Below are 21,931 nucleotides of genomic sequence, written 5' to 3' on the forward strand. Positions count from 1 at the left end.
GAATGAATGAGTCAAACAGGTCAATTAAAAAGCCCGAACATTCTCATTCCTGATCCAAATCGAAGCAGGAAGGTGAAATGGATCGCTAGGACTTCTGCCGCCCTACCCTGGCGAGTATGATCACCGGCAATGTGCCGATTAGGACGATGGCAAGGGCGGCAATGGACGCCTCCTCATAGGACCCGCGCGCCGCTTCGCCATAGAGATGCGTCGCCAGCGTTTCGAAATTGAGCGGCCTCAACAAGAGCGTTGCCGGCAGCTCCTTCATGCAGTCGACGAAGACCAGAAGGCCGGCCGCCGCCAGCGCGGTCTTCGACAGCGGCAGATGCACGTTGCGGAAGGTGCCCGTGGCATTCCGCCCGAGGCTGCGCGCGGCCTGGTCGAATGAGATCGGAATACGGCTGAAGCCCGTCTCGGCGCCGCCGGCCGATATCGCAAGGAAACGCACTGTATAGGCATAGATCAGCGCCGCCCCGGATCCGATCAGCAAAAGGCCCGTTGAGAAGCCGAACCACTCGATGACGCTGCGGTCGATGAACCGGTCGAGGGCTGCGACGGGAATCAGTATGCCGATGGCGATGACGGTTCCCGGCGCGGCATAGCCGATGGCCGAAAGCCGATAACAAACCGCCGAGAACCAGCCGGGCCGTAACCTTGCGGCATAGGCAACGGTGACGCCGAAAGCCAGCACCACCGCCGTCGCGATCGCTGACATGATGATCGTATTGCGGGCTTCCGATACAAGTTGTCCGGACAGGCCCGCCACGTGGAAACGCTTCCAGGCTTCGATTGCGAGATAGCTTGCCGGAGCGACAAACCCGATGAGAACGGGAATGAGGCCGAAGAAGAGAGCCGACGATCCCATGAACCTGCCGAGCTTTCGCGGCGCGAAACTGCGGCTGCGTTGTACCGTCAGGGAATAGCGCTGGCGGCGGCGCGCCCGGCGCTCGATCACGATCAACGCTATTACCAGAAAGAGCATCGCGAGGGCGATCTGCGCCGCGCCCGGTAGATCGGAACGGGTGATCCATGTCGTATAAACGGAAACCGTGAGCGTCTTGACGCCCAGGAATTCCGATGCGCCGATATCGTTCAGGGCTTCCATCAGCGCCAGGCTGACGCCAACCGCGATGGCAGGCCGCGCCAGCGGCAGGGCGACACGCCAGAAGATCCCGCTCCGCCGCGTGCCGAGCGTCCGCGCCGCCTCGACCAGATTGGCTGCCTGCGTCAGGAACATCGCCCGCGTCGTGATATAGACATAGGGGTAAAGCACGAAGCCGAGCAGGATGATGCAGCCCGTCATGGAGCGGATGTCGGGCAGACGGAACTCGCGTGGACTGGAATAGCCGAGCACGGCGCGAATGACGCCCTGGAACGCGCCGATGGGATGGAGAATGTCGAGATAGGCATAGGCGATGATGTAGGTCGGCACGGCGAGCGGCAGAAGCAGCGCCCATTCCAGCATGCCGCGGCCCGGAAAATCATAGGCCGTCACCAGCCAGGCGGCGCCTGTTCCGATAAAGATAACCAGAATGCCCACGCCGAACAGCAGGGTCAGCGTTTGCGCCAGCGCCGTTGGCAGCACGAAGGCCAGAAGATGCGGCCAGAGATCGCCCGAGCCATGCAGCGCCTCCCAGCCAAGCGCCAGGATCGGCGTCGCCACCAGGAGAGCGATGACACCCGCCATGAATAGCCATAGCCGCCCGACCTTTCGGTGGACGGCCTGGATAAGGGAAGAACGCGGCGACACGATTATTGTCATCAAATGGCGGAGGTGCCGCGAAACTGCGGCACCTCTTCGTCCAATCAGTTATCGAAGCCGACTTTTTCAGCCAGTTCGCTTGCTTCCTTGCGATGCTTGGCGATTTCCGCCAGCGGCACCGGATCGACCTTCAATTCGCCGAAAGAAGCGATGATCGGATCGATGGGAGCGCCTGCTTTCACCGGATACTCGAAATTGGCTTCGGCATAGAGCTTCTGCGCCTCGTCGGAAACAAGATATTCGAGAAGTTCAACCGCCTGCGCCTTGTTCGGCGCATGCTTGGCAACGGCCGCGCCGCTGATATTGACCTGCGTGCCACCGTCCTTGAAGGTCGGCAGGATAACCTTGATGGCATCCGCCCAGGCTTTCTGGTCCTCACCGCCCTTGCCGGAGCGCATCAGCCCGACATAATAGGAGTTGGCGATACCGATATCGCAAATGCCGCCGAGGATATCCTTGGCCACGTCGCGGTCGCCGCCGCCGGCCTTGCGCGCGAGATTGTCCTTGACCCCTGCCAGCCACTTTTCCGTCGCCTCGGCGCCATGATGCGCGATGTAGTCGGCGAAGAGCGCGCTATTGTACGGATGCTGGCCCGAGCGAATGCAGACCTTGCCCTTCCATTTCGGATCGGCCAGATCCTCATAGTTGAAGGAGGCCAGGTCGAGGTCCTTCGCGGCATAGAGCACGCGGGCCCGCATCGACAGGGCAAACCAGTTGTTCGCGGTATCGCGCAAATTCTCGGGCACTGCCGCATCGAGCACCTTCGATTCCACGGGCTGGGTCAGCCCCTTTTCGGTGAGATCGATGAGATTGCCGAAATCGACCGTCATCAGGATGTCCGCCGGCGAGCTTTCGCCCTCGGATGCGACGCGCTCGGCCAGCCCGTCCTTCATGAATACCGTGTTGACCTTCACATCGCTCTTCGCGGTGAAGGCATCGAGCAGCGGCTTGATCAATCCGGGCTCACGTGTTGTATAGATGTTCAGTTCGGTTGCGGAAGCGCCGCTGCAGGCAAGGGCCATTACGCTTCCAAACAAGGCCAATTTCACTGCGGAAAGCTTGTTCATGATACGGTCCTTTATCGTCTGGTCATATTTTTAGCAGGCGACTGTTCCGCCTCCCCGACATCGCATCGACCATACTTGATTGACCCAGTCAAGTTATCTTGCTGCCTCATCCCTGTGGAAACACCAGGACACCGCCGGGATCGATGGTGAGATGAAGATGATCTCCGGGTCGGGTTTCGATGCGATCGGTCGTACGCATCTGCAGGGGTTCGGTCACTCCTTCCATCTCTATCGCAAGCTGCTCGATTTCTCCGAGGAACGAGCAGCGCACGACGCGCGCGGGCAACCCTTCGCCGGGAGATGCCAGACGGAACGCCTGTGGACGGATGCAGGCAAGCGCCGGGCTCCCCTCGGGCAGGTCAAGCGCGGCCGGAAACGCGCCAAGGGCGGTCTCGATCACGCCGTTGCGGCAAATGCCGGGAATTTTGTTGAAAGGGCAGAAGAATTCAGCCGCATAAAGCGAATTCGGATGATCGTAGATGTCATATCCGGTGGATATCTGCACGACGCGCCCTTTCTGCATGAGCACGACTTTGTCACCGACGGAAAGCGCTTCTTCCGGGTCGTGCGTGACCATGATGACGGTTGTGCCCAGCGCCCTCAGCGTTGTGACGGTCTCTTCGCGTACCCGCTCGCGCAGACCGCGGTCGAGATTGGAGAACGGCTCGTCCATCAGCAGGATACGCGGCTTCGGCGCGAGCGCCCTTGCCAACGCCACGCGCTGCTGCTCGCCGCCTGAGAGCGTATGCGGATAACGCTTGGCGAGAGCTTCGATCCCGATCCGCGCGATGACCATCGCCGCCCGCTCCCGCGCCTGATGACGCGGCAGCTTCTTCAACCCGAATTCGACATTTTCCTCGACGGTCAGGTGCGGAAAGAGCGCATAATCCTGAAAAACAAAGCCGATATTGCGGTCTTCCGGCTCGACAAAACGACCATTTCCGGCGATTTCGATACCGCCGAGCAGAATGCGCCCGCTATCGGCGGTATCGACGCCTGCGATGATTCGCAAAAGCGAGGACTTGCCGCAACCGGATTGGCCAACAAGGCAGATAATCTCTCCAGGCACGATCGAGAACGATACGTCGTCCAGCGCGAGCGTCTCGCCGAAACGCCGGCTGATATGTTCCAGCGTCAGCGCGCCAGCCGCAGTTTCCGCAAATCCATGCATCATCGATCCTCTACCCGCCGGCGCCATGCGTCGCTATCAGGTTTGTTGATTGCGCAAATCAGGTTTGATGTCAAAATGGAAAGCGAAGATGTGCTCGCAGGCCGCCGGGATCAGTGGGAGAAAAGGCAGATTCAGCCGATTTCGTCCCCGTCCTCTTCCACGTTCTCCATTGCGACTGGAATGTCGGCCAGAAGCTTTTCCTTGTCGAGCAATCCCGCATCTTCCAGCTTCTCGATGTCAGGCAGATCGCGCAACGTCTCGAAACCGAAATGTCGGAGGAAGGCATCCGTGGTGATATAGGTATAGGGTGCGCCGGGCTGCGGGCTGCGCGGGCCGGAGGTGATAAATCCGGCATTGCGCAACTGCCCGATCGTATCCCGGCTCACCTCGCGCCCGATGAAAGCCGAAAGCTCGGTGCGCGTCAGCGGCTGGAAATAGGCTATGGTCATCAGGAGCAATGCTTGCGCCTGTGACAGGCCTGCAGTTCCCTCGTCCATACCCGACGCTGCGCGTATGGCGCTACCATAGGGAGGCCGTGTGCGGTGCTGAAAACCGCCGGCGACGCGAACAAGATCATAGGGTCGCATCCGCAATTCCTCACGGATGTCCTCGATCAGAAGCTCGATGCTGCAATCACTCCCGACCAACCGCTGGAGTACATCCACGCCGACAGGTTCGCTCGCGGCGAATATCACCGCCTCGACACGGTTCATCCATTCGCGCCAGCGGGCAGTGGCCGGCAGGTCCAGCAATTCGCGGTCGAATGCGTCCTTCGGTGGCGATGTCTTCTCCCGGTCCCGCAATGCCATCTGCTAGAGCCCGTAGAGCCGGAAGGTGGTCCGCCCCGTCAGTTCGCGCACCGCCTCGAGCGAAACAAGGCGCTCGAACAGCCGACGCAACGCGCGGTCTGTCATCGCCTGTCCAGGAAAGGCGTCGATACAGGCTGAGGGCAACAATGCATCGTCCTGAAGCAACGCCTCGACAATGCGCGCCGATCCCTTGGCGCGCAGCTTGGGAGCAACCGCCTTCAATCTTTCCGCCCGGCGGGCAATGTCTGCAGCAATGTCGTAAGCCTCCAGGGCAGCCTGGGTGTAGGCGATGAGACAGGCCCTGCGCCACCCCTCCTCGCCGATGCGCAGGCGACGGCGATTGGGGCCCGCCCGGAAGAACGGCTTTTGCGCCTGTGTTACCAGAAGCGGCACGGGCCGCGGCCATTTCAGTCTGTCAGCAAGCGCCAGATCGGCCACCCAGAAGCCAAGCAACTCGGCAGAGATAGGCAAGGCCTTGCCATCATCGAAAGCCTTCACGGCATATTCGGCAGCCTCCATCGCCGCGAAGGGGGCCGGCTTGCCGGCCTGCATCAGCGCGCGGATATGATCCGCGATATCTGCCAAATCCTGATTGGTCTTCAACCCGAAGAATTCCGCGATGGAATTCAGCAACTCCTTGTCAAAGGTCCCCGAATGGCGGGCAAGCCTTCGCCAGGCGAGAAGATTCCTGCCAACCGGGCCGGGATCGCTACCGGGCCGCGTGAGACAGACGGCATCGCGCAGCGCCGCCTCCTCTTCCGGCCTGCCGAGGAGCGAAGACGATGCCGATGCGGCCTTCAGCGCCATACGGCTGCGCCAGATGCCGGACCAGTCAGGCTCGTCCCGGATGAGGCCATCGAGCGCCTGGAGCGCCGCACCCGCCAGGAACGCGGCCTCGGCCTCATCCATCCCCGTCAGGTCGCGCGGCGCCCGTACCCACGGGGCAGGCGAAGAAGCGGCGGAGGAAACGGGCATTTCGGAAGCGATCGAGCGCGCATAATTCATGGCGGCAACATTATGCCAAACCGCGTCCCATCTCCATGGGATTTGCGGCAAACCACAACAAACACGGCTGTCATACGCAAAAAGGGCCGGATATCGCTATCCGGCCCAGTTTCTCCCACAGGAGGGCGCTGGCTTATTTCTGCCAGCTCTTGACCAGTTCGTCATAATTGACGGTAACAGGCTTTTCCTTTTCGTTCTCGACCTTCAATTGCGGCGCGAGATTGCCGTTCTTGACGGCGTCGTCGTGCCAATATTGCAGATCGTGCTCCTCGGCGAGCTTCGGGCCGATATCGCCCTGGACGCCGGCGCGTTCGAGGCGTTCAAGCACCCTTTCCTGCTCGGCGCAAAGCGAGTCCATGGCTTCCTGCGCGGTCTTCGCACCCGAAGACGCATCACCGATCGCCTGCCACCAGAGCTGTGCCAGCTTCGGATAGTCCGGCACGTTGGTGCCCGTCGGCGACCACTGCACGCGGGCCGGCGAACGGTAGAACTCGATCAGGCCGCCGAGTTCGGGCGCGCGCTTGGTGAAGCTTTCATGCCCGATGGAGCTTTCGCGGATGAGCGTCAGGCCGACATGGCTCTTCTTCACGTCCACGGTCTTCGAGGTGACGAACTGCGCATAGAGCCATGCGGCCTTGGCGCGGTCCTCCGGCGTCGACTTCATCAGCGTCCAGGAACCGACGTCCTGATAGCCGAGCTTCATGCCGTCCTTCCAGTAGACGCCATGCGGCGAAGGTGCCATGCGCCATTTCGGCGTGCCGTCCTCGTTGACGACGGGCAGGCCCTTCTTGACGGCATCGGCGGTGAAGGCCGTGTACCAGAAGATCTGCTGGGCGACAGTGCCCTGCGCCGGAACCGGACCGGATTCCGAGAAGGTCATGCCCTGTGCTTCCGGCGGCGCATAGGCCTTCAGCCACTGGAGGTATTTCTCGATGGCATAGACCGAGGCCGGACCATTGGTATCGCCGCCGCGCGCCACGCAGGAGCCGACCGGACGCGAATTTGCATCGACCTTGATGCCCCATTCGTCGACCGGCTTGCCGTTCGGAATGCCCTTGTCGCCATTGCCCGCCATCGAAAGCCAGGCATCGGTGAACCGCCAGCCGAGCGACGGATCCTTTTTGCCATAATCCATATGGCCGTAGACCTTCTTGCCGTCGATCTCCCGACCGGTGAAGAATTCGGCAATATCCTCGTAAGCCGACCAGTTGACCGGCACACCCAGATCATAGCCGTACTTTGCCTTGAAATCGGCCTTGTTCTTCTCGTCGTTGAACCAGTCGTAGCGGAACCAGTAGAGGTTCGCGAACTGCTGGTCAGGAAGCTGGTAGAGCTTGCCGTCAGGCGCCGTCGTGAACGACTTTCCGATGAAATCGTCGAGGTCGAGACCGGGATTGGTGACGTCCTTGCCTTCATTCGCCATCCAGTCGGTCAGGTTGCGCACCTGCTGGTAGCGCCAATGCGTTCCGATCAGATCGCTATCGTTGACATAGGCGTCATAGATATTCTCGCCCGACTGCATCTGCGTCTGCAGCTTTTCGACGACATCGCCCTCGCCGATCAGATCATGGCTGATCTTGATGCCGGTGATGGCGGTGAAAGCCGGCGCCAGCACTTTCGATTCATATTCATGCGTGGTGATGGTTTCGGAGACGACCTTGATCTCCATGCCGGCGAATGGCTTCGCCGCATCGACGAACCATTGCATTTCCTTTTCCTGATCGGCGCGCGAGAGCGTCGAGAGGTCGCCGATTTCCTTGTCGAGAAATCCCTTCGCCTCATCCATTCCGGCAAAGGCGTTGCCTGTAGCCAACAGCAGCACCAGTGCTGTTGTCGATGTGAGTAGGTGCCGTCGCATGTTAAAGTCCTCCCAAGGGTTGCGATTGCTATTTAGTCCAGCGCCCGCTTCGCGAGCTGGCGCTTGTTTCCTCTCCTATACGTAGCGAAATACGCCGATGGCGTAGACCACGGACAGTGCGAGGGCCCACCATAGGTTGGGACCGACCAGCCCCAGCCATGCGAGATTGATGAAAGCTGATCCAAGCAGCGAGACGAAAAGCCGGTCGCCGCGTGTCGTCTCGAAGCGCAGGACGCCGACGCGCGGATTGCCGCCCGGCGAAAAATATTCCCAGACCGCCATGCCGACGAGCAGCGCAAGGATCGTCATGAAGAAGATCGCCGTCGGCCAGGTCCAGGCCATCCATGAGAGATTCATCACACCCTCCCCAGGGCAAAGCCCTTGGCGATATAGTTACGCACGAACCAGATCACGAGCGCACCTGGAATGATCGTCAGCACGCCGGCTGCGGCAAGTACGCCCCAGTCAAGTCCCGACGCCGAAACCGTGCGCGTCATCGTCGCCGCGATGGGCTTGGCCGCCGTTGTCGTCAGGGTTCTGGCGATGAGAAGCTCGACCCACGAGAACATGAAGCAGAAGAAGCATGCCACCCCGATGCCGCTGGCGATGAGCGGCATGAAGATCTTCACGAAGAAGCGCGGGAACGAATAGCCGTCGATATAGGCGGTCTCGTCGATTTCCTTCGGCACGCCGGACATGAAGCCTTCGAGGATCCAGACCGCGAGCGGCACGTTGAACAGGCAATGCGCGATGGCCACGGCGATATGCGTGTCGATCAGCCCGAAAGCCGAATAGAGCTGGAAGAACGGCAGCACGAAAACCGCCGGGGGGGCCATGCGGTTGGTGAGCAGCCAGAAGAACAGATGCTTGTCGCCGAGAAAGCGGTAGCGCGAGAAGGCATAGGCCGCCGGCAGCGCCGCCAAAACGGAGATGACGGTGTTCATCACCACATAGATGATCGAGTTGATATAACCCGAATACCACGACGGATCGGTGAAGATGACCGCGTAATTATGCAGCGTCGGCTTCACCGGCCAGAGCGAAAACGTCGAAAGGATTTCCGCAGTGGTCTTGAAGCTCATATTGATGAGCCAATAGATCGGCAGCATCAGGAAGATGATGTAGAGCGTCGGGATCAGCCACCAGAAGCGGGACTCCTCCCCGCGCCGGCGCATCGTGCGGGCAAGGGCTGTCTGCGCATTCTGCATGGACGACCTCTCGTCGATTTTGCCCTTGCGTTCAGCCATAAGCTTGTCTTCTGCGACACTCATATCAGCGCTCCGCATCATAATTGGTCATGACCGTATAGAAGACCCATGACAGCGCCAGGATGATCAGGAAGTAGATGATCGACATGGCCGCCGCTGGCCCGAGATCGAACTGGCCAACCGCCATCTTGACCAGATCGATGGAGAGGAACGTCGTCGAATTGCCCGGTCCGCCGCCGGTGACGACGAAGGGCTCGGTGTAGATCATGAAACTGTCCATGAAGCGAAGCAGGACGGCGATCAAAAGCACGCGGTTCATCTTCGGCAGCTGGATGTAGCGGAACACCGCCCAGCGCGATGCGCCGTCAATTTTGGCAGCCTGGTAGAAGGCATCCGGGATCGACACCAGCCCGGCATAGCAGAGCAGAACCACGAGGCTCGTCCAGTGCCAGACGTCCATGACGATGACGGTGACCCAGGCGTGCAGCGGGTTCTGCACGTAATTGTAGTTGATGCCGAGCATCGAAAGCGTCCGCCCGAGAAGGCCGATATCCACACGCCCGAAGACCTGCCAGATCGTGCCGACCACGTTCCACGGAATGAGCAGCGGCAGGGACATAAGAACCAGGCAGACCGGAACGCCCCAGCCCTTGCGCGGCATGTTGAGCGCGATGAGGATGCCGAGCGGCACCTCGATCGCCAGGATGATGAAGGAAAAGAACAGGTTGCGCAGGAGCGCGGCATGAAAGCGCTCGGAATGCAGCATTTCCGCGTACCATTCGGTGCCGGCCCAGAAGAACTGGTTGTTGCCGAACGTGTCCTGCACGGAATAGTTCACGACCGTCATCAGCGGAATGACCGCCGAGAACGCCACCAGAAGCAGAACCGGCAGCACCATGAACCAGGCTTTATTGTTCCATGTCTTGTCCATGGCCTATTCTCCCAAAGCCACGCGCCATGAATTGGCGTAGACGTTGATCCCCTTTGGATCGAAATGAATGTGCGGATCGGCGGGAACCTCCTCATCCTCGGCGAGAATGACGGCGATCTCCTGCCCTTCCAGTTGCGTGCGCACGATTTTGTGGCGCCCGATATCCTCGACCTTGCCGATGGTGACAGGCATGCCCTCGCGGCCAAGCCGCACATATTCCGGGCGTATGCCCAGTTCCATCCTGCCCTTGGTCGCAGGCATATCCGGTGCGCCAGGCAGATTGACCACCTGCCCGCCGAACCGGGCCTTTTTTCCCTCGATCTCGACGGGCACGACATTCATGCCCGGCGAGCCGATGAAATAGCCGACGAATGTATGCTTCGGCCGCTCGAAAAGCTCATGCGGCGTGCCGATCTGCACGATCTCGCCCTCATACATGACGACGACCTTCTGCGCGAAGGTCAGCGCCTCGGTCTGGTCATGCGTGACATAAACCATGGTGAAGCCGAAACGCCGGTGCAGTTCCTTCAATTGCGAGCGCAGCACCCATTTCATATGCGGATCGATGACTGTCAGCGGCTCGTCGAACAGGATCGCATTGACATCGGAGCGCACGAGGCCGCGGCCGAGCGAAATCTTCTGCTTCTGGTCGGCGGTCAGCCCGCGCGCCTTCTTGTCCGCCCAGCTTGCGAGATCGATCATGTCGAGCGTTTCGCGCACCTTGCGGTCGATGTCGGCTGCCGCGACGCCGCGATTGCGCAGCGGAAAGGCCAGATTGTCGTAGACCGTCATCGTGTCGTAGATGACGGGAAACTGGAACACCTGCGCGATATTGCGCTCCTGCGTCGACAGATCGGTGACATCCTGGCCGTTGAATAATATCCGGCCGTGCGAGGGATGGATCAGCCCCGATATGATGTTGAGCAGCGTGGTCTTGCCGCAACCGGAGGGGCCGAGCAGCGCATAGGCGCCGCCGTCCTCCCAGGTGTGATGCACTTCCTTCAAAGCGTAATCGGCATCCGATTTCGGATTGGGCCCATAGGCATGACGGATATGGTCGAGTTCGATGCGCGCCATGATTTCCTCCCTACGCCGCCAGTTTCTGGCGAGGGGTGACGGACTTGCCGCTCGCGTCGAAGATCATCAGATGGCGTGGGTCGAGAGTAAGCTCGACGATCTCGCCGGCGTTCAACTCGTGGATTCCGTGCGCCAGCATCGCCCAGCGCGTATTCGCGAAGGCAAGGTGGATATAGCTTTCCGAGCCGGTGATCTCCGAGGCGATGACCTTGGCGCGCATGGCGAAGAGGTCCTTTTCGGACGGCCCGAAGGAAAGGTGATGCGGCTGGAAGCCCAGCACATAGCTGCCATCCTCCATCCCCCGCCAGTCCGCCGGAACGGCAAAGGTGATATCGCCTGGCAGATGGAACAAATCTTCCTTTTTCTCGATGGTAATGATGTTGAGCGGCGGATCGGCGAAGGTCTGCGCCGTGATGAGATCGGCCGGCTGCCGGAAGACATCGATGGTCTGCCCGAACTGCGTGATACGCCCTTCGGAGAGCGTAGCCGTATTGCCGCCAAGCAGCAGGGCTTCCGAGGGTTCGGTAGTGGCATAGACGAAGATCGCGCCCGAGGCGGCGAACAGCTTCGGCAGTTCCGCCCGCAACTCCTCGCGCAGCTTGTAATCGAGATTGGCCAGCGGCTCGTCGAGCAGCACCAGCTTGGCGTTCTTGACGATGGCACGGGCCAGAGCCGTGCGCTGCTGCTGTCCGCCGGAGAGGTTGAGCGGCGTCCGGTCGAGATAGGGCGTAAGCTTCAAAAGTTCCGCGGTCTTGCGCACCTCCCGGTCGATGGTCGCGCTGTCGATGCCGGCGACCCGCATGGGCGAGGCAATATTCTCATAAACCGTGAAAGCCGGGTAATTGATGAACTGCTGATAGACCATGGCGACCGAACGCTTCTGCACCGGCACGCCCGTTATATCCTGCCCATCGAACCACAGGGAACCAGAAGTCGGCACGTCGAGCCCCGCCATGATGCGCATCAGGCTGGTCTTGCCCGCCAGCGTCGGCCCAAGCAGGACATTCAGCGTGCCATGCTCCAGCTTCAGCGAGATATCGCTGAGATGGGTCTTGCCGCCAACGACCTTCGAAACGTTCCGTAACTCCAGCACTCGTCTCTCTCCTCCCGCAAGCAAACGCCACCTGCAAACGTTTACCTGCCAAATACGCTATCTGCTTGCCGCCGCGGCTGTTTTTATACTTTTAGCCGGATTGCCCACGGCTTGCGCCATGAAATCCGCGAGCGCCGCCACCTCCATCGAAGTGAGTCTCAAGCCCCGCTTCGTGCGCCGCCACAGAACGTCCTCGGCGGTCAGCGCCCATTCGTTCTCGATGAGATAGCGAACCTCCGCCTCATAGAGATCGACACCGAAATGCCTGCCCAAATCCTGATAGGAAGCAGCCGCTCCCAGCAGAACATCGGCCCTCGTTCCGTAGAGCCTGAACAGTCTACGGGCATGCGCCTCATCGAGAAAGCTATAACGCTCCCGAAACCTGCGCAATTCCGCGTCGAACGCCGTCATGGGGAAATTACCGCCCGGCAAAGGCGCGGATCGCGTCCAGGATGGCCCCTTGGCGCCCAGAAATCCCTCTATCTTCTCCAGCATATGCTCCGAAAGGCGCCGATATGTGGTGATCTTGCCGCCGAAGACGTTGATCAGCGGCGCGGCGCCTTCCGGCGCATCCTCTTTCAGCACGTAGTCGCGGGTGGCCTCCTGCGCCTTGGACGCGCCATCGTCAAAAAGCGGCCGGACGCCGGAGTAGGTCCAGACGATATCCTCCTGGCTGACCGGCTCGCGGAAATATTCGCTCGCGGCCCGGCTGAGATAGTCGATCTCCTTCTCGGTGATCGTGGTTTTGGCCGGATCACCGTGATAATCCTGGTCCGTCGTGCCGATCAGTGTGAAATCGTCCTCATAGGGAATGGCGAAAATGATGCGCCCGTCATTGTTCTGGAAGAAATAGGCGCGCGGGTCGTCGAATTTCTTGCGGACGACGATATGACTGCCCTGCACCAGCCGGACATTGTGCACGTCCTTGCCGGCAATCCCGGCGACCACATGATCGACCCACGGCCCTGCCGCATTGACAAGAAGCCGCGCCGACACCTGCTCGGTTTGGCCGGAAACCGTGTCTTCAACAGTGATCTGCCACTTCCCGCCGTCGCGGTGGGCTTCCGTCATCTTCGCCCGTGTACGGATCACCACCCCCCGGTCCGCGGCATCGCGGGCATTGAGCGCCACCAGGCGGGCATCATTGACCCAGCAGTCGGAATATTCGAATGCCTTGGTGAACAGTGGCTTCAACGGCTTTCCCGCCGGGTCGCTGCGCATGTCGAGCGTGCGCGTCGGCGGTAGCCGTCTGCGCCCGCCGATATGGTCGTAAAGAAACAGGCCGAGGCGCAAAAGCCAGGCCGGACGCACCCCGCCCTTGTGATAAGGTAGGACGAACCGCATCGGATGGATGATATGCGGCGCGTTGCCCCAGAGCACCTCGCGCTCCATCAACGCTTCCCGCACCAGCCGGAATTCGTAATGTTCGAGATAGCGCAACCCGCCATGGATGAGCTTGGTCGAACCGGACGATGTACCGCTGGCCAGATCGTTCATCTCGGCCAGATAGACCGAATAACCACGCCCCGCCGCATCGCGCGCGATGCCGCATCCGTTGATGCCGCCACCGATGACAAAGATGTCATATGTCGGGTTATCGTCCACAGCCCTTGCCTCAGAGAGCGGAAAGCCGCCCAACGCATTGTTTCTCCCCAAGTCCGACGGAAAAAGCAGCCCTGCTTTTCCGGGAAATGACTCCCTCTCCTGACGGACTTGCCCCATATTTCGCAATGCAGCAATAAATTGCCTATACGAAAGACCAAATGATTATTTCGAAAACAATACGAATGTCAAACGAAAACGATCAGGAGCGAGCGATGGGCGATGTTTCGATCAGCCGAACCTTGAACTCCATGCAGATTTCCCGGATGCCCTGATCGGGGCAATGATCCGTGATGAAGGTATGGACCTGAGAGAGATGACCGATACGCACCGGCGCGGTCCGCTCGAATTTGGTCGAGTCGGAAACCAGAATGACATGGCGCGCATTGGCGATGATGGCCTGCGCCACTTTCACCTCCCGGAAGTCGAAATCCAGCAGCGCGCCGTCCCGGTCGATAGCCGAAGTTCCAATGACGGCGAAATCGACCTTGAACTGGCGGATGAAGTCCACCGCCGCCTCGCCGACGATACCGCCGTCCGAACCGCGCACCACCCCGCCAGCGATGACGACCTCCATGCCCTGGTATACTCGCATCCTGTTGGCAACATTGATGTTATTGGTAATCACCATTAGCGCCTTGCGGTCCAACAGCGCATGGCTGACGGCCTCCGTCGTCGTGCCGATATTGATGAAGAGCGATGCCCCGTCAGGAATGAGATCGGCCGCGGCGGCACCGATCGCTTCCTTTTCTGTCGCAGCGATCTGGCGACGTGCCTCATACTGGACATTCTCGACCCCGGAGGGATAGAGCGCCCCGCCATGGATGCGGGTCAGAAGCTGCTGCTGGCAGAGATCGTTGAGATCCTTGCGGATCGTCTGCGGCGTCACATTGAAGAGCGCCGCGAGATCGTCGACCAGCACCCGGCCATGCTCCTTGGCCAATTCCAGGATTTCATTGTGTCTCGGTATCAGATACATTTTTCAGGGCTTTCGTTTCTCTTTCGAGAATAGATACGAAAGCCGGAAAAGAAAATGGCCTTTCGCAGCGTTCCCTCCCCGCAGCTCAAGCCCTGTCGATGGCAAGGCAACCCGCGGGCGTCCTGGCGTTGATATGCTTGCTGTCGGCATGACCGTGCATGGCAATGATGACGAGATCGTCCCCTGCCCTTATCGGGCGGCTCCACCATCCATTTCTGAGCGTCCATCCCGACGCCACAGCGGCCTCGACCTCGCCGCTATCCGGCCTGAGCAGCGCGCTTTCGTGAACAATCCGTGCGTTGGGAGAAACCTTCGTCAATAATGCCCGCCCTTCCGCGAGCGCCAGATCCTGGTCACCGGCAATGATCAAACGGTGAAAATAATGCCGCGTTCGGCGATATTGAGTGAGATAGGCAATCCTGATCTGATAGGCTGGCATGACGGTCTCCCGTGGCTTGCCAAGCGGGATCGGGGCCTATACCGGCCTATCTTGGCGCATGACATCAAACGATTCCAATGGCCTTCCGCTGCGAATATGTGCAGCTTGGCTCCGCCGTTTCAAGCGATGCTATCCATGATTCACAGGCTTCTCAGAGCTTTCTGGTGAAATCCATATATTGCGTCAGCGCACAGACGAGGTGATAGAAGATCGATGCAGGCACGTTTTCCGCCCGCGCGCGCCCTTGCTCATCAATGAGATCTATCCACAGGCCCTTCGGGGCCGGCTCGATATGCCAGCGGAAGAGCCGACCGACACGCGCCTCTATCTCGGGCTTCAAATCCGGCCCGCCATTGCCGTCAAGCGCAATAGCCGCCTTGATCGCCTCGGTCTGCGGCCAGCTGCGCGAGTTGCGGTCCATCGGCAGGCCATGGCGCGAAACGGAATTGTAAGCGAGCCCCGTTGCCCGGTTCAGCCCGTTGGCAATGGCCGAGGCATAAAGCTTGCGCCCGAGCCGCACCACATCCTTCTGGCCGGAACTCGCGGCAAAGCTGGACAACAGCGACGCCCATTCAAAATGATGCCCCGGTTCGGTCCATTCGCCCTTCTCGCCCGGCACCCGCTCCCAATCCTGGGTGAAGAATTCGCCAAGGGTCCAACTGTCGGGATCGAAGAACCGGCTGCGGAAAAGATCGACAATGCGCGCCGCACGTTCGAGATAGGTGCGCTCACCCGTCACGGTATGCCAGGCAAGAAATGCCTCCAGCAGATGCATATGCGGGTTTGAGCGGCGGACGCAGTGTGGATTGTCACGGTCGCCGGGCTCCTCCAGAAACCCGGTGCAGCGTGCATCCGCGAGATATTCGTCAATGAAGGCGAAGGTCTCAGTCGCAAGCGGCAGCGCGTCCTTGTGCCCCGCCTTGTGTGCGTGGGCCAGCGCCAGCAAAATGAACGACTGATCGTAGGCATCCTCCGTTGCGTCAGCCACGCTGCCGTCAGGATTGAACGTCTTGACCCAGCCGCCGCGCTCGGTGCGGCCATGCGCCTTGACGAAGCGGATACCGTGATCGATCAACTCCTCGGCCGGTCCGTCCCAGCCCATCTCCTTGGCGACCGCAAAGGCGTAGATCTGGCGGGCCATGGTGCGCGTGCGCTTGATCCGTTCGAGCGGCAGACCACTCAGCGACAGCACCTCGAAGAAACCGCCATGCCGTTCGTCCACCCCGACAGTCGACCAGAGCGGCAGGGTTTCCTCGAACAGCCAGTGATGAACACGGGTTGCATAGGCCCCGGCGATCGGCATGCGATCCGGCGCAGGCGTAAACTTCGTTTCGAGCCGTCCGGTCTTTTCCAACTGCTCGACAATCTTGCGAACATGCTGGCTTTCGGAAATCGGCGCGACAAAAGTGGCGTCTTCGGTGGCCACAACGGCCATGTCGCGCAGGCCGACCGCCGAGATCAGTCGCCCCTCGCTGCGCAGATAGCTGTGCTCGCAATCGATGGCGACGACATCCCCCACCACGACATTGCCATCTCCGTCATGCTCGCCTGACTGCGCCCGCATATCGAGCAGCGACTGCCAGGAACCCAGATCGTGAAAGCGGAACCGCGCCTCGACGAGCCCGATATTGCGGATGTGTTCCATGATGGCATAATCGACGGAGATCGAGGGCACGTTTGCGTAGAGATCATGCGGCAAATAGGTGCCTGATACATCCGTCGCCGCCTCATCGAGCGTCGCGACGGCCCCATGCCAGATTTCCGGCGCATGGGCGAGAAAGGCCTCGCGCATGACACTCGCCCGAAACAGGAAAATGCCGGCATTCCAGGAAAAGTTGCCCTGCTCCAGATAGGCCTTCGCCGCCGCCTCGTCAGGTTTTTCGACGAACCGGATCACATCGCGCACGCCGTGGTGCTCGGGTCCGGTCTCGACATAGCCGAAACCGGTTTCGGGGCTGCTTGGGCGAATGCCGAAAACGACCACGCGCCCGCTGGCGGCGGCAGGCACGCCCGTTTCGACTGTTTCCCAAAAATCGCGGTCGGTGGATATTTCATGATCCGAAGGCGCCACAAGCACGAGCGCATCGCCATGCTCACGCAGCGTAATCTCGGTGGCAAGCACAACGGCAGCGGCCGTATTGCGGCCCATCGGCTCGAAGACGGCCCTGCCACCATCAAGCCCGATACCGGCAATATCCTGGCCGATGCGGGCCGCATGGAGCTCCGAAGCGAGCAGATAGACCGGCAAAGGCCCCGCCGGGCGCGCGCGCATCCGGCGGATGGTCTTTTGCAGCATCGACCCCTGTCCGGAAAGATCATGGAACTGCTTTGGAAAATCTTCGCGTGACAACGGCCAAAGTCGCGAGCCGACACCGCCACTCATGATAAAGCTGACAATGAGGCCCGACACGTCTCCACCCTGTATCATTTCCGCTTGAATTGCCTTTTCCTGAATCGCTGTTGCCTTTGAAAGGAGCGCCGGTTTCGCGATTCCATCCGTTATGCCATCTTTTCAGCCATAACTTACCCCCACGATCGAGGCCAATGAAATCCGTCCGGATGCATGGGCGGAATCTATCCCTGGTTTTTTAACGAAACGTCTTGCAGGGAGAAAATAGCGGCGCTATAAGCCGCCATCCATGGTCACGGAGTGTAGCGCAGCCTGGTAGCGCACGTCGTTCGGGACGACGGGGTCGGAGGTTCGAATCCTCTCACTCCGACCATTGGAATTGAGCACTTTGTGCATTTTCCAAAAATCTCATAATTGCAGTCAATCAAAGCGGCAGCGCGAGTGAGCTCTGCTGGATTTTCGTCAAGCACCGCTTTATTGACAGAATAAACAGAAGTGAAAATAAAGCGTAGAAGCCAATACTTGAATCATATTCGGAATCAACACTTTAAGTAATTAAATATATCTGCGATAGCTTTACGGTAAACTATTGAAGTAATTTTATAAATACTTGATGAAAGTCGAATAAACTCGAAGTCTTTGCAAAGAGCAGATCGCGCCCGTCAATGCATCAATCAACATGCAGGTTTTACAGGCCGATCACTACGAAAACACCGGGCTCCATTTACCTCGGGCGATGAAAAACGAATTTTTAAAATGGGGTTTACCGTAAGCGAGAAGCCTGCCTTCAGGCGTCCAGGTTCCGCCGCCTGCCGCGCGCAGAACTGCATCCCCTGCCGCCGTATCCCATTCCATGGTCGGTCCGAAGCGCGGATAAATATCCGCCTCTCCCCGCGCCAGAAGGCAGAATTTGAGCGACGAACCGACCGAAACACATTCGGCGATATCGAAGCCCGTCAAATAGTCATCCGTCGCAGACGTGCGATGCGAGCGGCTGGCGACGGCAATCATCTGTGCCGGACAATCGCGCACGGCGATAAGCCGAGATGCCCCCCGGGAGCCCTTTGCGTCGACCGCAACCTCGCGAGCCTCCCCCGGAGCGCCGGAAAAAAGGAGCCCGCGTACCGGCGCGTACACCACACCGAAAATGGGTACACCACGATCGATCAGCGCGATATTGACCGTAAAATCGCCGTTTCTTCCGATGAATTCGCGCGTTCCGTCGAGAGGATCGACAAGATAGAAGCAGTCCCCGAGATGCGCGGGAGCTCTTCCCTCCGACATTTCTTCTTCAGCGACGATGGAAATATCAGGCGTCGCCTTGCGCAAAGCCGCGAGGATAATCGCTTCCGCCGCCTTGTCGGCCTGCGTCACCGGCGAACAGTCATCCTTGAGAAGAACATCGAAGCCGCCAGCATAAATCTCCATGATCGCGAGGCCGGCGGCAATGGCAGCCTCTTCCATGACGCGAAGCAGCGCATCGCCATCCAGGCCATTAGGAGAGATATCGTTCATTCAGATCGACCAGGAATCGACATTGTAATGGCTGATGATACCCCGTTCGCCGAGATATTGCTCCACTTCCGCCGCCAGTTCCTCCGTCGAACGTCCACTCGTCCTCAGATGGATTTCCGGACTGTCCGGTTTCTCATAAGGCGAATCCACGCCGGTGAAGTTCTTGATCTCGCCACGCAGCGCCTTGGCGTAAAGCCCCTTCGGGTCGCGCTCGATGCATTCCTCGATCGGCGTATCGACGAAGATCTCGACGAATTCGCCCTCGGGCAGAAGCTCGCGCACCAATTGCCGCTCGGCCTGGAAAGGCGAGATGAAGGACACCAGCACGATCAGCCCGGCATCCGCCATCAGCTTCGCCACCTCGCCGACCCGGCGAATGTTCTCCACCCGATCCTCGGCGGTGAAACCGAGATCGCGATTGAGACCATGGCGAACATTGTCACCGTCGAGAATATAGGTGTGTTTGCCGAGCGAATGGAGATGCTTCTCCAGAAGGTTGGCGATCGTCGACTTGCCTGAACCGGACAATCCGGTAAACCAGAGCACCGCCGGGCGCTGGTGCTTCTGCGTCGCCCGCGCGTTTCTGTCGACGTCGAGCGCCTGCCAGTGCACATTCGACGCCCGCCTTAGCGCGAAATCGATCATGCCCGCCCCGACCGTCGCGTTCGTCATGCGGTCGATGAGAATGAACGAACCCGTCGAGCGGTTTTCCCCATAGGGGTCGAAAGCAATCGGCTCGCCGGTCGAGAGGTTGCAGACACCTACCTCGTTGAGCGCCAGATGCTTTGCCGCTTCCTCAGCGAAACTGTTGATGTTGATGCGATGCTTCAGATCGGTGATGGTGACGCTCACCTGATCCGTTTCGGTGCGCAGGAGATAGGTCCGGCCCGGGATCATCGCCTCTTCGTTGAACCAGACGAGATGGGCCGCGAACTGATCCGCGACATCGGGGCGCGCATCGGGCGCGACCAGCATGTTGCCGCGCGACACTTCCACCTCGTCCTCCAGAACGATGGTGATCGCCTGCCCCTCGAAAGCTTGGCTTAGATCGCCATCCTGCGTGACGATGCGCTTGACCCGCGACGCCTTGCCCGATTTAGCCACGACGACAGAGCCGCCGACTGCAATCGTGCCCGATGCGACCGTTCCGGCGAAACCGCGAAAATTCTGGTCCGGACGGTTCACATATTGCACGGGAAAGCGGAACGGCCTGGCGGCGTCGCTCTCATCCAGCGAAACCGCTTCGAGATGCGCCAGCAGCGCCGGGCCGTCATACCAGCCGAGTTTCGCTGATTTCTCCGTGACATTGTCGCCATAACGGGCGGAAATCGGGATAGGCTGAATGGTGGCAAAGCCGAGGTCGCGGGCAAAATCCGTGTAATCGGCAACGATGCGGTCGAACACGCCCTGCGAATAGTCCACGAGATCGATCTTGTTGACCGCCAGCACGATGTGCCGGATTCCGAGCAGGGAAGCGATGAAGGAGTGCCGCCGCGTCTGGGTCAGTATGCCCTGGCGCGCATCGACGAGCACGATGGCGAGATCCGCTGTAGAGGCGCCCGTCGCCATGTTGCGAGTATATTGCTCATGCCCCGGCGTGTCGGCGACGATGAACTTGCGCTTCGGCGTGGCGAAGAAGCGATAGGCGACATCGATGGTGATGCCCTGTTCGCGCTCCGCATCGAGCCCGTCCACCAGCAGCGCGAAATCGATATCGTCGCCATTGGTGCCGTGCTTGCGGCTGTCATTATGCAAGGCGGCAAGCTGATCCTCGAAGATGAGCTTGGTATCATAGAGAAGCCGGCCGATGAGGGTCGATTTCCCATCATCCACGGAACCGCAGGTCAGGAAGCGCAGAAGCGATTTGCGTTCCTGATCGGCCATGAATGCGAGGATGTCATCCGCTTCGTCGGCGACGACAGGTAGATCGATCCTGTTCATCAGAAATACCCCTCGCGCTTCTTCTTCTCCATCGAGCCCGCTTCATCCTTGTCGATGAGGCGGCCCTGCCGTTCGGAGGTACGCGCGATCAGCATTTCGCCGACGATCTCGGGCAAGGTCGCCGCATCCGACTCGATCGCGCCGGTCAGCGGATAGCAGCCGAGTGTTCGGAAGCGGACCATGCGCTCCTCGATTTTTTCGCCGGGCTTCAGTTCCATGCGGCCGTCATCGACCATGATCAGCATCCCGTCACGCTCGACCACCGGACGCTTGGCCGCGAAGTACAGCGGCACGATGGGGATGTTTTCCTGCAGAATATACTGCCAGATGTCGAGTTCGGTCCAGTTCGACAGAGGAAACACGCGGATCGATTCGCCCTTGGAGACGCGGGTATTGTAGATCTTCCACATTTCCGGGCGCTGGTTCTTCGGATCCCATCCATGCTGCGCATTGCGGAAGGAGAAAATGCGCTCCTTGGCGCGGGATTTTTCCTCGTCGCGCCGCGCGCCGCCGAAAGCCGCGTCGAAGCCATATTTGTCAAGCGCCTGCCGGAGGCCGACAGTCTTCATGATATGGGTATGGGTGTTGGAACCGTGGACGAAAGGGTTGATCCCCTGTCGCACGCCGTCCTCATTGATATGCACCCGCAGTTCGAACCCGAGTTCCCGCGCCTGTGCATCGCGAAACGCAATCATTTCGCGGAATTTCCAGGTCGTATCGACGTGCAGGAATGGAAAGGGCGGCTTGGCCGGATAGAATGCCTTCATCGCCAGATGCAGCATAACGGAGGAATCCTTGCCGACGGAATAAAGCATCACCGGATTGGCGAACGTCGCCGCGACCTCGCGAAAGATATGGATCGCCTCGGCTTCAAGACGTTGCAGATGCGTCAAAGTCAGATTCATGACGGCTTGATTCCGTTCCGGGTTCACTTGACCGCCTTGATGACATACCGTGTCCACATGGTATGGGTAAGGCAAGTATTGGGTCGGCTTTTCCGGGTCTTACTGCCTTCAAAGAGGCTCCGCAACCGCTCGTAAATGGCCGGATTGAAGAAAAGGATGAAATCGCAGAATGCCTCTTCTGCACGCTAAAAACATGCTGCGTGACATCAATCGGACAGA

General features: G+C 59.7%; 18 protein-coding genes and 1 tRNA gene. 1 reads left to right on the top strand and 18 read right to left on the bottom strand.

All coding sequences use genetic code 11. The annotated features are described in order from the left end of the window. Positions 1 to 85: 85 nt before the first annotated feature. The 15 genes from DUT91_RS02815 to DUT91_RS02885 form a co-directional block, all read right to left on the bottom strand. Positions 86 to 1,807 carry an ABC transporter permease gene (locus DUT91_RS02815; RefSeq protein ID WP_425373741.1) on the bottom strand — a complete coding sequence of 574 codons (1,722 nt, stop codon included), beginning with the start codon at positions 1,805 to 1,807 and terminating at the stop codon, positions 86 to 88. Then, positions 1,807 to 2,784, bottom strand: coding sequence for a Fe(3+) ABC transporter substrate-binding protein (locus DUT91_RS02820; protein ID WP_425373742.1), 978 nt, complete (start codon positions 2,782 to 2,784; stop codon positions 1,807 to 1,809). Before DUT91_RS02820 ends, DUT91_RS02815 begins: the two co-directional genes overlap by 1 nt. Positions 2,785 to 2,935: 151 nt before the next feature. Further along, positions 2,936 to 4,003, bottom strand: a complete 1,068-nt coding sequence (locus DUT91_RS02825; protein WP_245419453.1) for an ABC transporter ATP-binding protein — start codon at positions 4,001 to 4,003, stop codon at positions 2,936 to 2,938. 128 nt (positions 4,004 to 4,131) lie between these two features. After that, a complete protein-coding gene (gene scpB / locus DUT91_RS02830) occupies positions 4,132 to 4,809 on the bottom strand; it encodes an SMC-Scp complex subunit ScpB (protein ID WP_114438814.1) in 678 nt (225 codons plus the stop codon). Between the two features lie 3 nt (positions 4,810 to 4,812). After that, on the bottom strand, positions 4,813 to 5,814 hold the full coding sequence (locus DUT91_RS02835; RefSeq protein ID WP_245419455.1) for a DUF1403 family protein: 1,002 nt from the start codon (positions 5,812 to 5,814) through the stop codon (positions 4,813 to 4,815). 133 nt (positions 5,815 to 5,947) lie between these two features. Beyond that, the gene (locus tag DUT91_RS02840) at positions 5,948 to 7,672 is read right to left on the bottom strand and encodes an ABC transporter substrate-binding protein (protein ID WP_114438815.1); all 1,725 of its coding nucleotides are present in this window, start codon (positions 7,670 to 7,672) and stop codon (positions 5,948 to 5,950) included. 75 nt (positions 7,673 to 7,747) lie between these two features. Then, complete coding sequence (locus DUT91_RS02845; RefSeq protein WP_114438816.1) at positions 7,748 to 8,029, bottom strand: DUF2160 domain-containing protein; 282 nt, start codon at positions 8,027 to 8,029, stop codon at positions 7,748 to 7,750. Continuing rightward, a complete protein-coding gene (locus tag DUT91_RS02850) occupies positions 8,029 to 8,919 on the bottom strand; it encodes a carbohydrate ABC transporter permease (protein WP_425373743.1) in 891 nt (296 codons plus the stop codon). The genes DUT91_RS02845 and DUT91_RS02850 overlap by 1 nt, the downstream gene beginning before the upstream one ends. Before the next feature lie 25 nt (positions 8,920 to 8,944). Further along, on the bottom strand, positions 8,945 to 9,811 hold the full coding sequence (locus DUT91_RS02855) for a carbohydrate ABC transporter permease (protein WP_114438818.1): 867 nt from the start codon (positions 9,809 to 9,811) through the stop codon (positions 8,945 to 8,947). Positions 9,812 to 9,814: 3 nt separating this feature from the next. Next, entirely contained in the window at positions 9,815 to 10,888 is a 1,074-nt protein-coding gene (locus DUT91_RS02860) for an ABC transporter ATP-binding protein (protein ID WP_114438819.1), read from the bottom strand. Between the two features lie 10 nt (positions 10,889 to 10,898). Next, positions 10,899 to 11,981, bottom strand: coding sequence for an ABC transporter ATP-binding protein (locus tag DUT91_RS02865; protein WP_114438820.1), 1,083 nt, complete (start codon positions 11,979 to 11,981; stop codon positions 10,899 to 10,901). 57 nt (positions 11,982 to 12,038) lie between these two features. Next, entirely contained in the window at positions 12,039 to 13,586 is a 1,548-nt protein-coding gene (glpD, locus tag DUT91_RS02870; RefSeq protein ID WP_245419457.1) for a glycerol-3-phosphate dehydrogenase, read from the bottom strand. Positions 13,587 to 13,785: 199 nt separating this feature from the next. After that, positions 13,786 to 14,562 carry a DeoR/GlpR family DNA-binding transcription regulator gene (locus DUT91_RS02875; protein ID WP_114438822.1) on the bottom strand — a complete coding sequence of 259 codons (777 nt, stop codon included), beginning with the start codon at positions 14,560 to 14,562 and terminating at the stop codon, positions 13,786 to 13,788. Between the two features lie 85 nt (positions 14,563 to 14,647). After that, a complete protein-coding gene (locus tag DUT91_RS02880) occupies positions 14,648 to 15,001 on the bottom strand; it encodes a hypothetical protein (protein ID WP_114438823.1) in 354 nt (117 codons plus the stop codon). A gap of 151 nt (positions 15,002 to 15,152) precedes the next feature. Then, the gene (locus DUT91_RS02885) at positions 15,153 to 17,411 is read right to left on the bottom strand and encodes an AGE family epimerase/isomerase (RefSeq protein ID WP_114439020.1); all 2,259 of its coding nucleotides are present in this window, start codon (positions 17,409 to 17,411) and stop codon (positions 15,153 to 15,155) included. 236 nt (positions 17,412 to 17,647) lie between these two features. On the opposite strand from DUT91_RS02885, the gene DUT91_RS02890 reads away from it, so the two are divergent. Beyond that, positions 17,648 to 17,724, top strand: a tRNA-Pro gene (locus DUT91_RS02890). Between the two features lie 329 nt (positions 17,725 to 18,053). On the opposite strand, the gene cysQ is transcribed toward DUT91_RS02890, so the two are convergent. From cysQ to cysD, 3 genes are read right to left on the bottom strand one after another with little or no spacing between them, the layout of a single operon-like run. Continuing rightward, positions 18,054 to 18,866, bottom strand: coding sequence for a 3'(2'),5'-bisphosphate nucleotidase CysQ (gene cysQ / locus DUT91_RS02895; RefSeq protein WP_114438824.1), 813 nt, complete (start codon positions 18,864 to 18,866; stop codon positions 18,054 to 18,056). Further along, positions 18,867 to 20,807: a sulfate adenylyltransferase subunit CysN gene (cysN, locus tag DUT91_RS02900; RefSeq protein ID WP_114438825.1), complete on the bottom strand. Its 1,941-nt coding sequence runs from the start codon at positions 20,805 to 20,807 to the stop codon at positions 18,867 to 18,869. Then, positions 20,807 to 21,712, bottom strand: coding sequence for a sulfate adenylyltransferase subunit CysD (gene cysD, locus DUT91_RS02905; RefSeq protein WP_114438826.1), 906 nt, complete (start codon positions 21,710 to 21,712; stop codon positions 20,807 to 20,809). Before cysD ends, cysN begins: the two co-directional genes overlap by 1 nt. Positions 21,713 to 21,931: the final 219 nt, after the last annotated feature.

Source organism: Paramesorhizobium salinisoli, from assembly GCF_003335045.1.
Taxonomy (GTDB): Bacteria; Pseudomonadota; Alphaproteobacteria; order Rhizobiales; family Rhizobiaceae; genus Paramesorhizobium; species Paramesorhizobium salinisoli.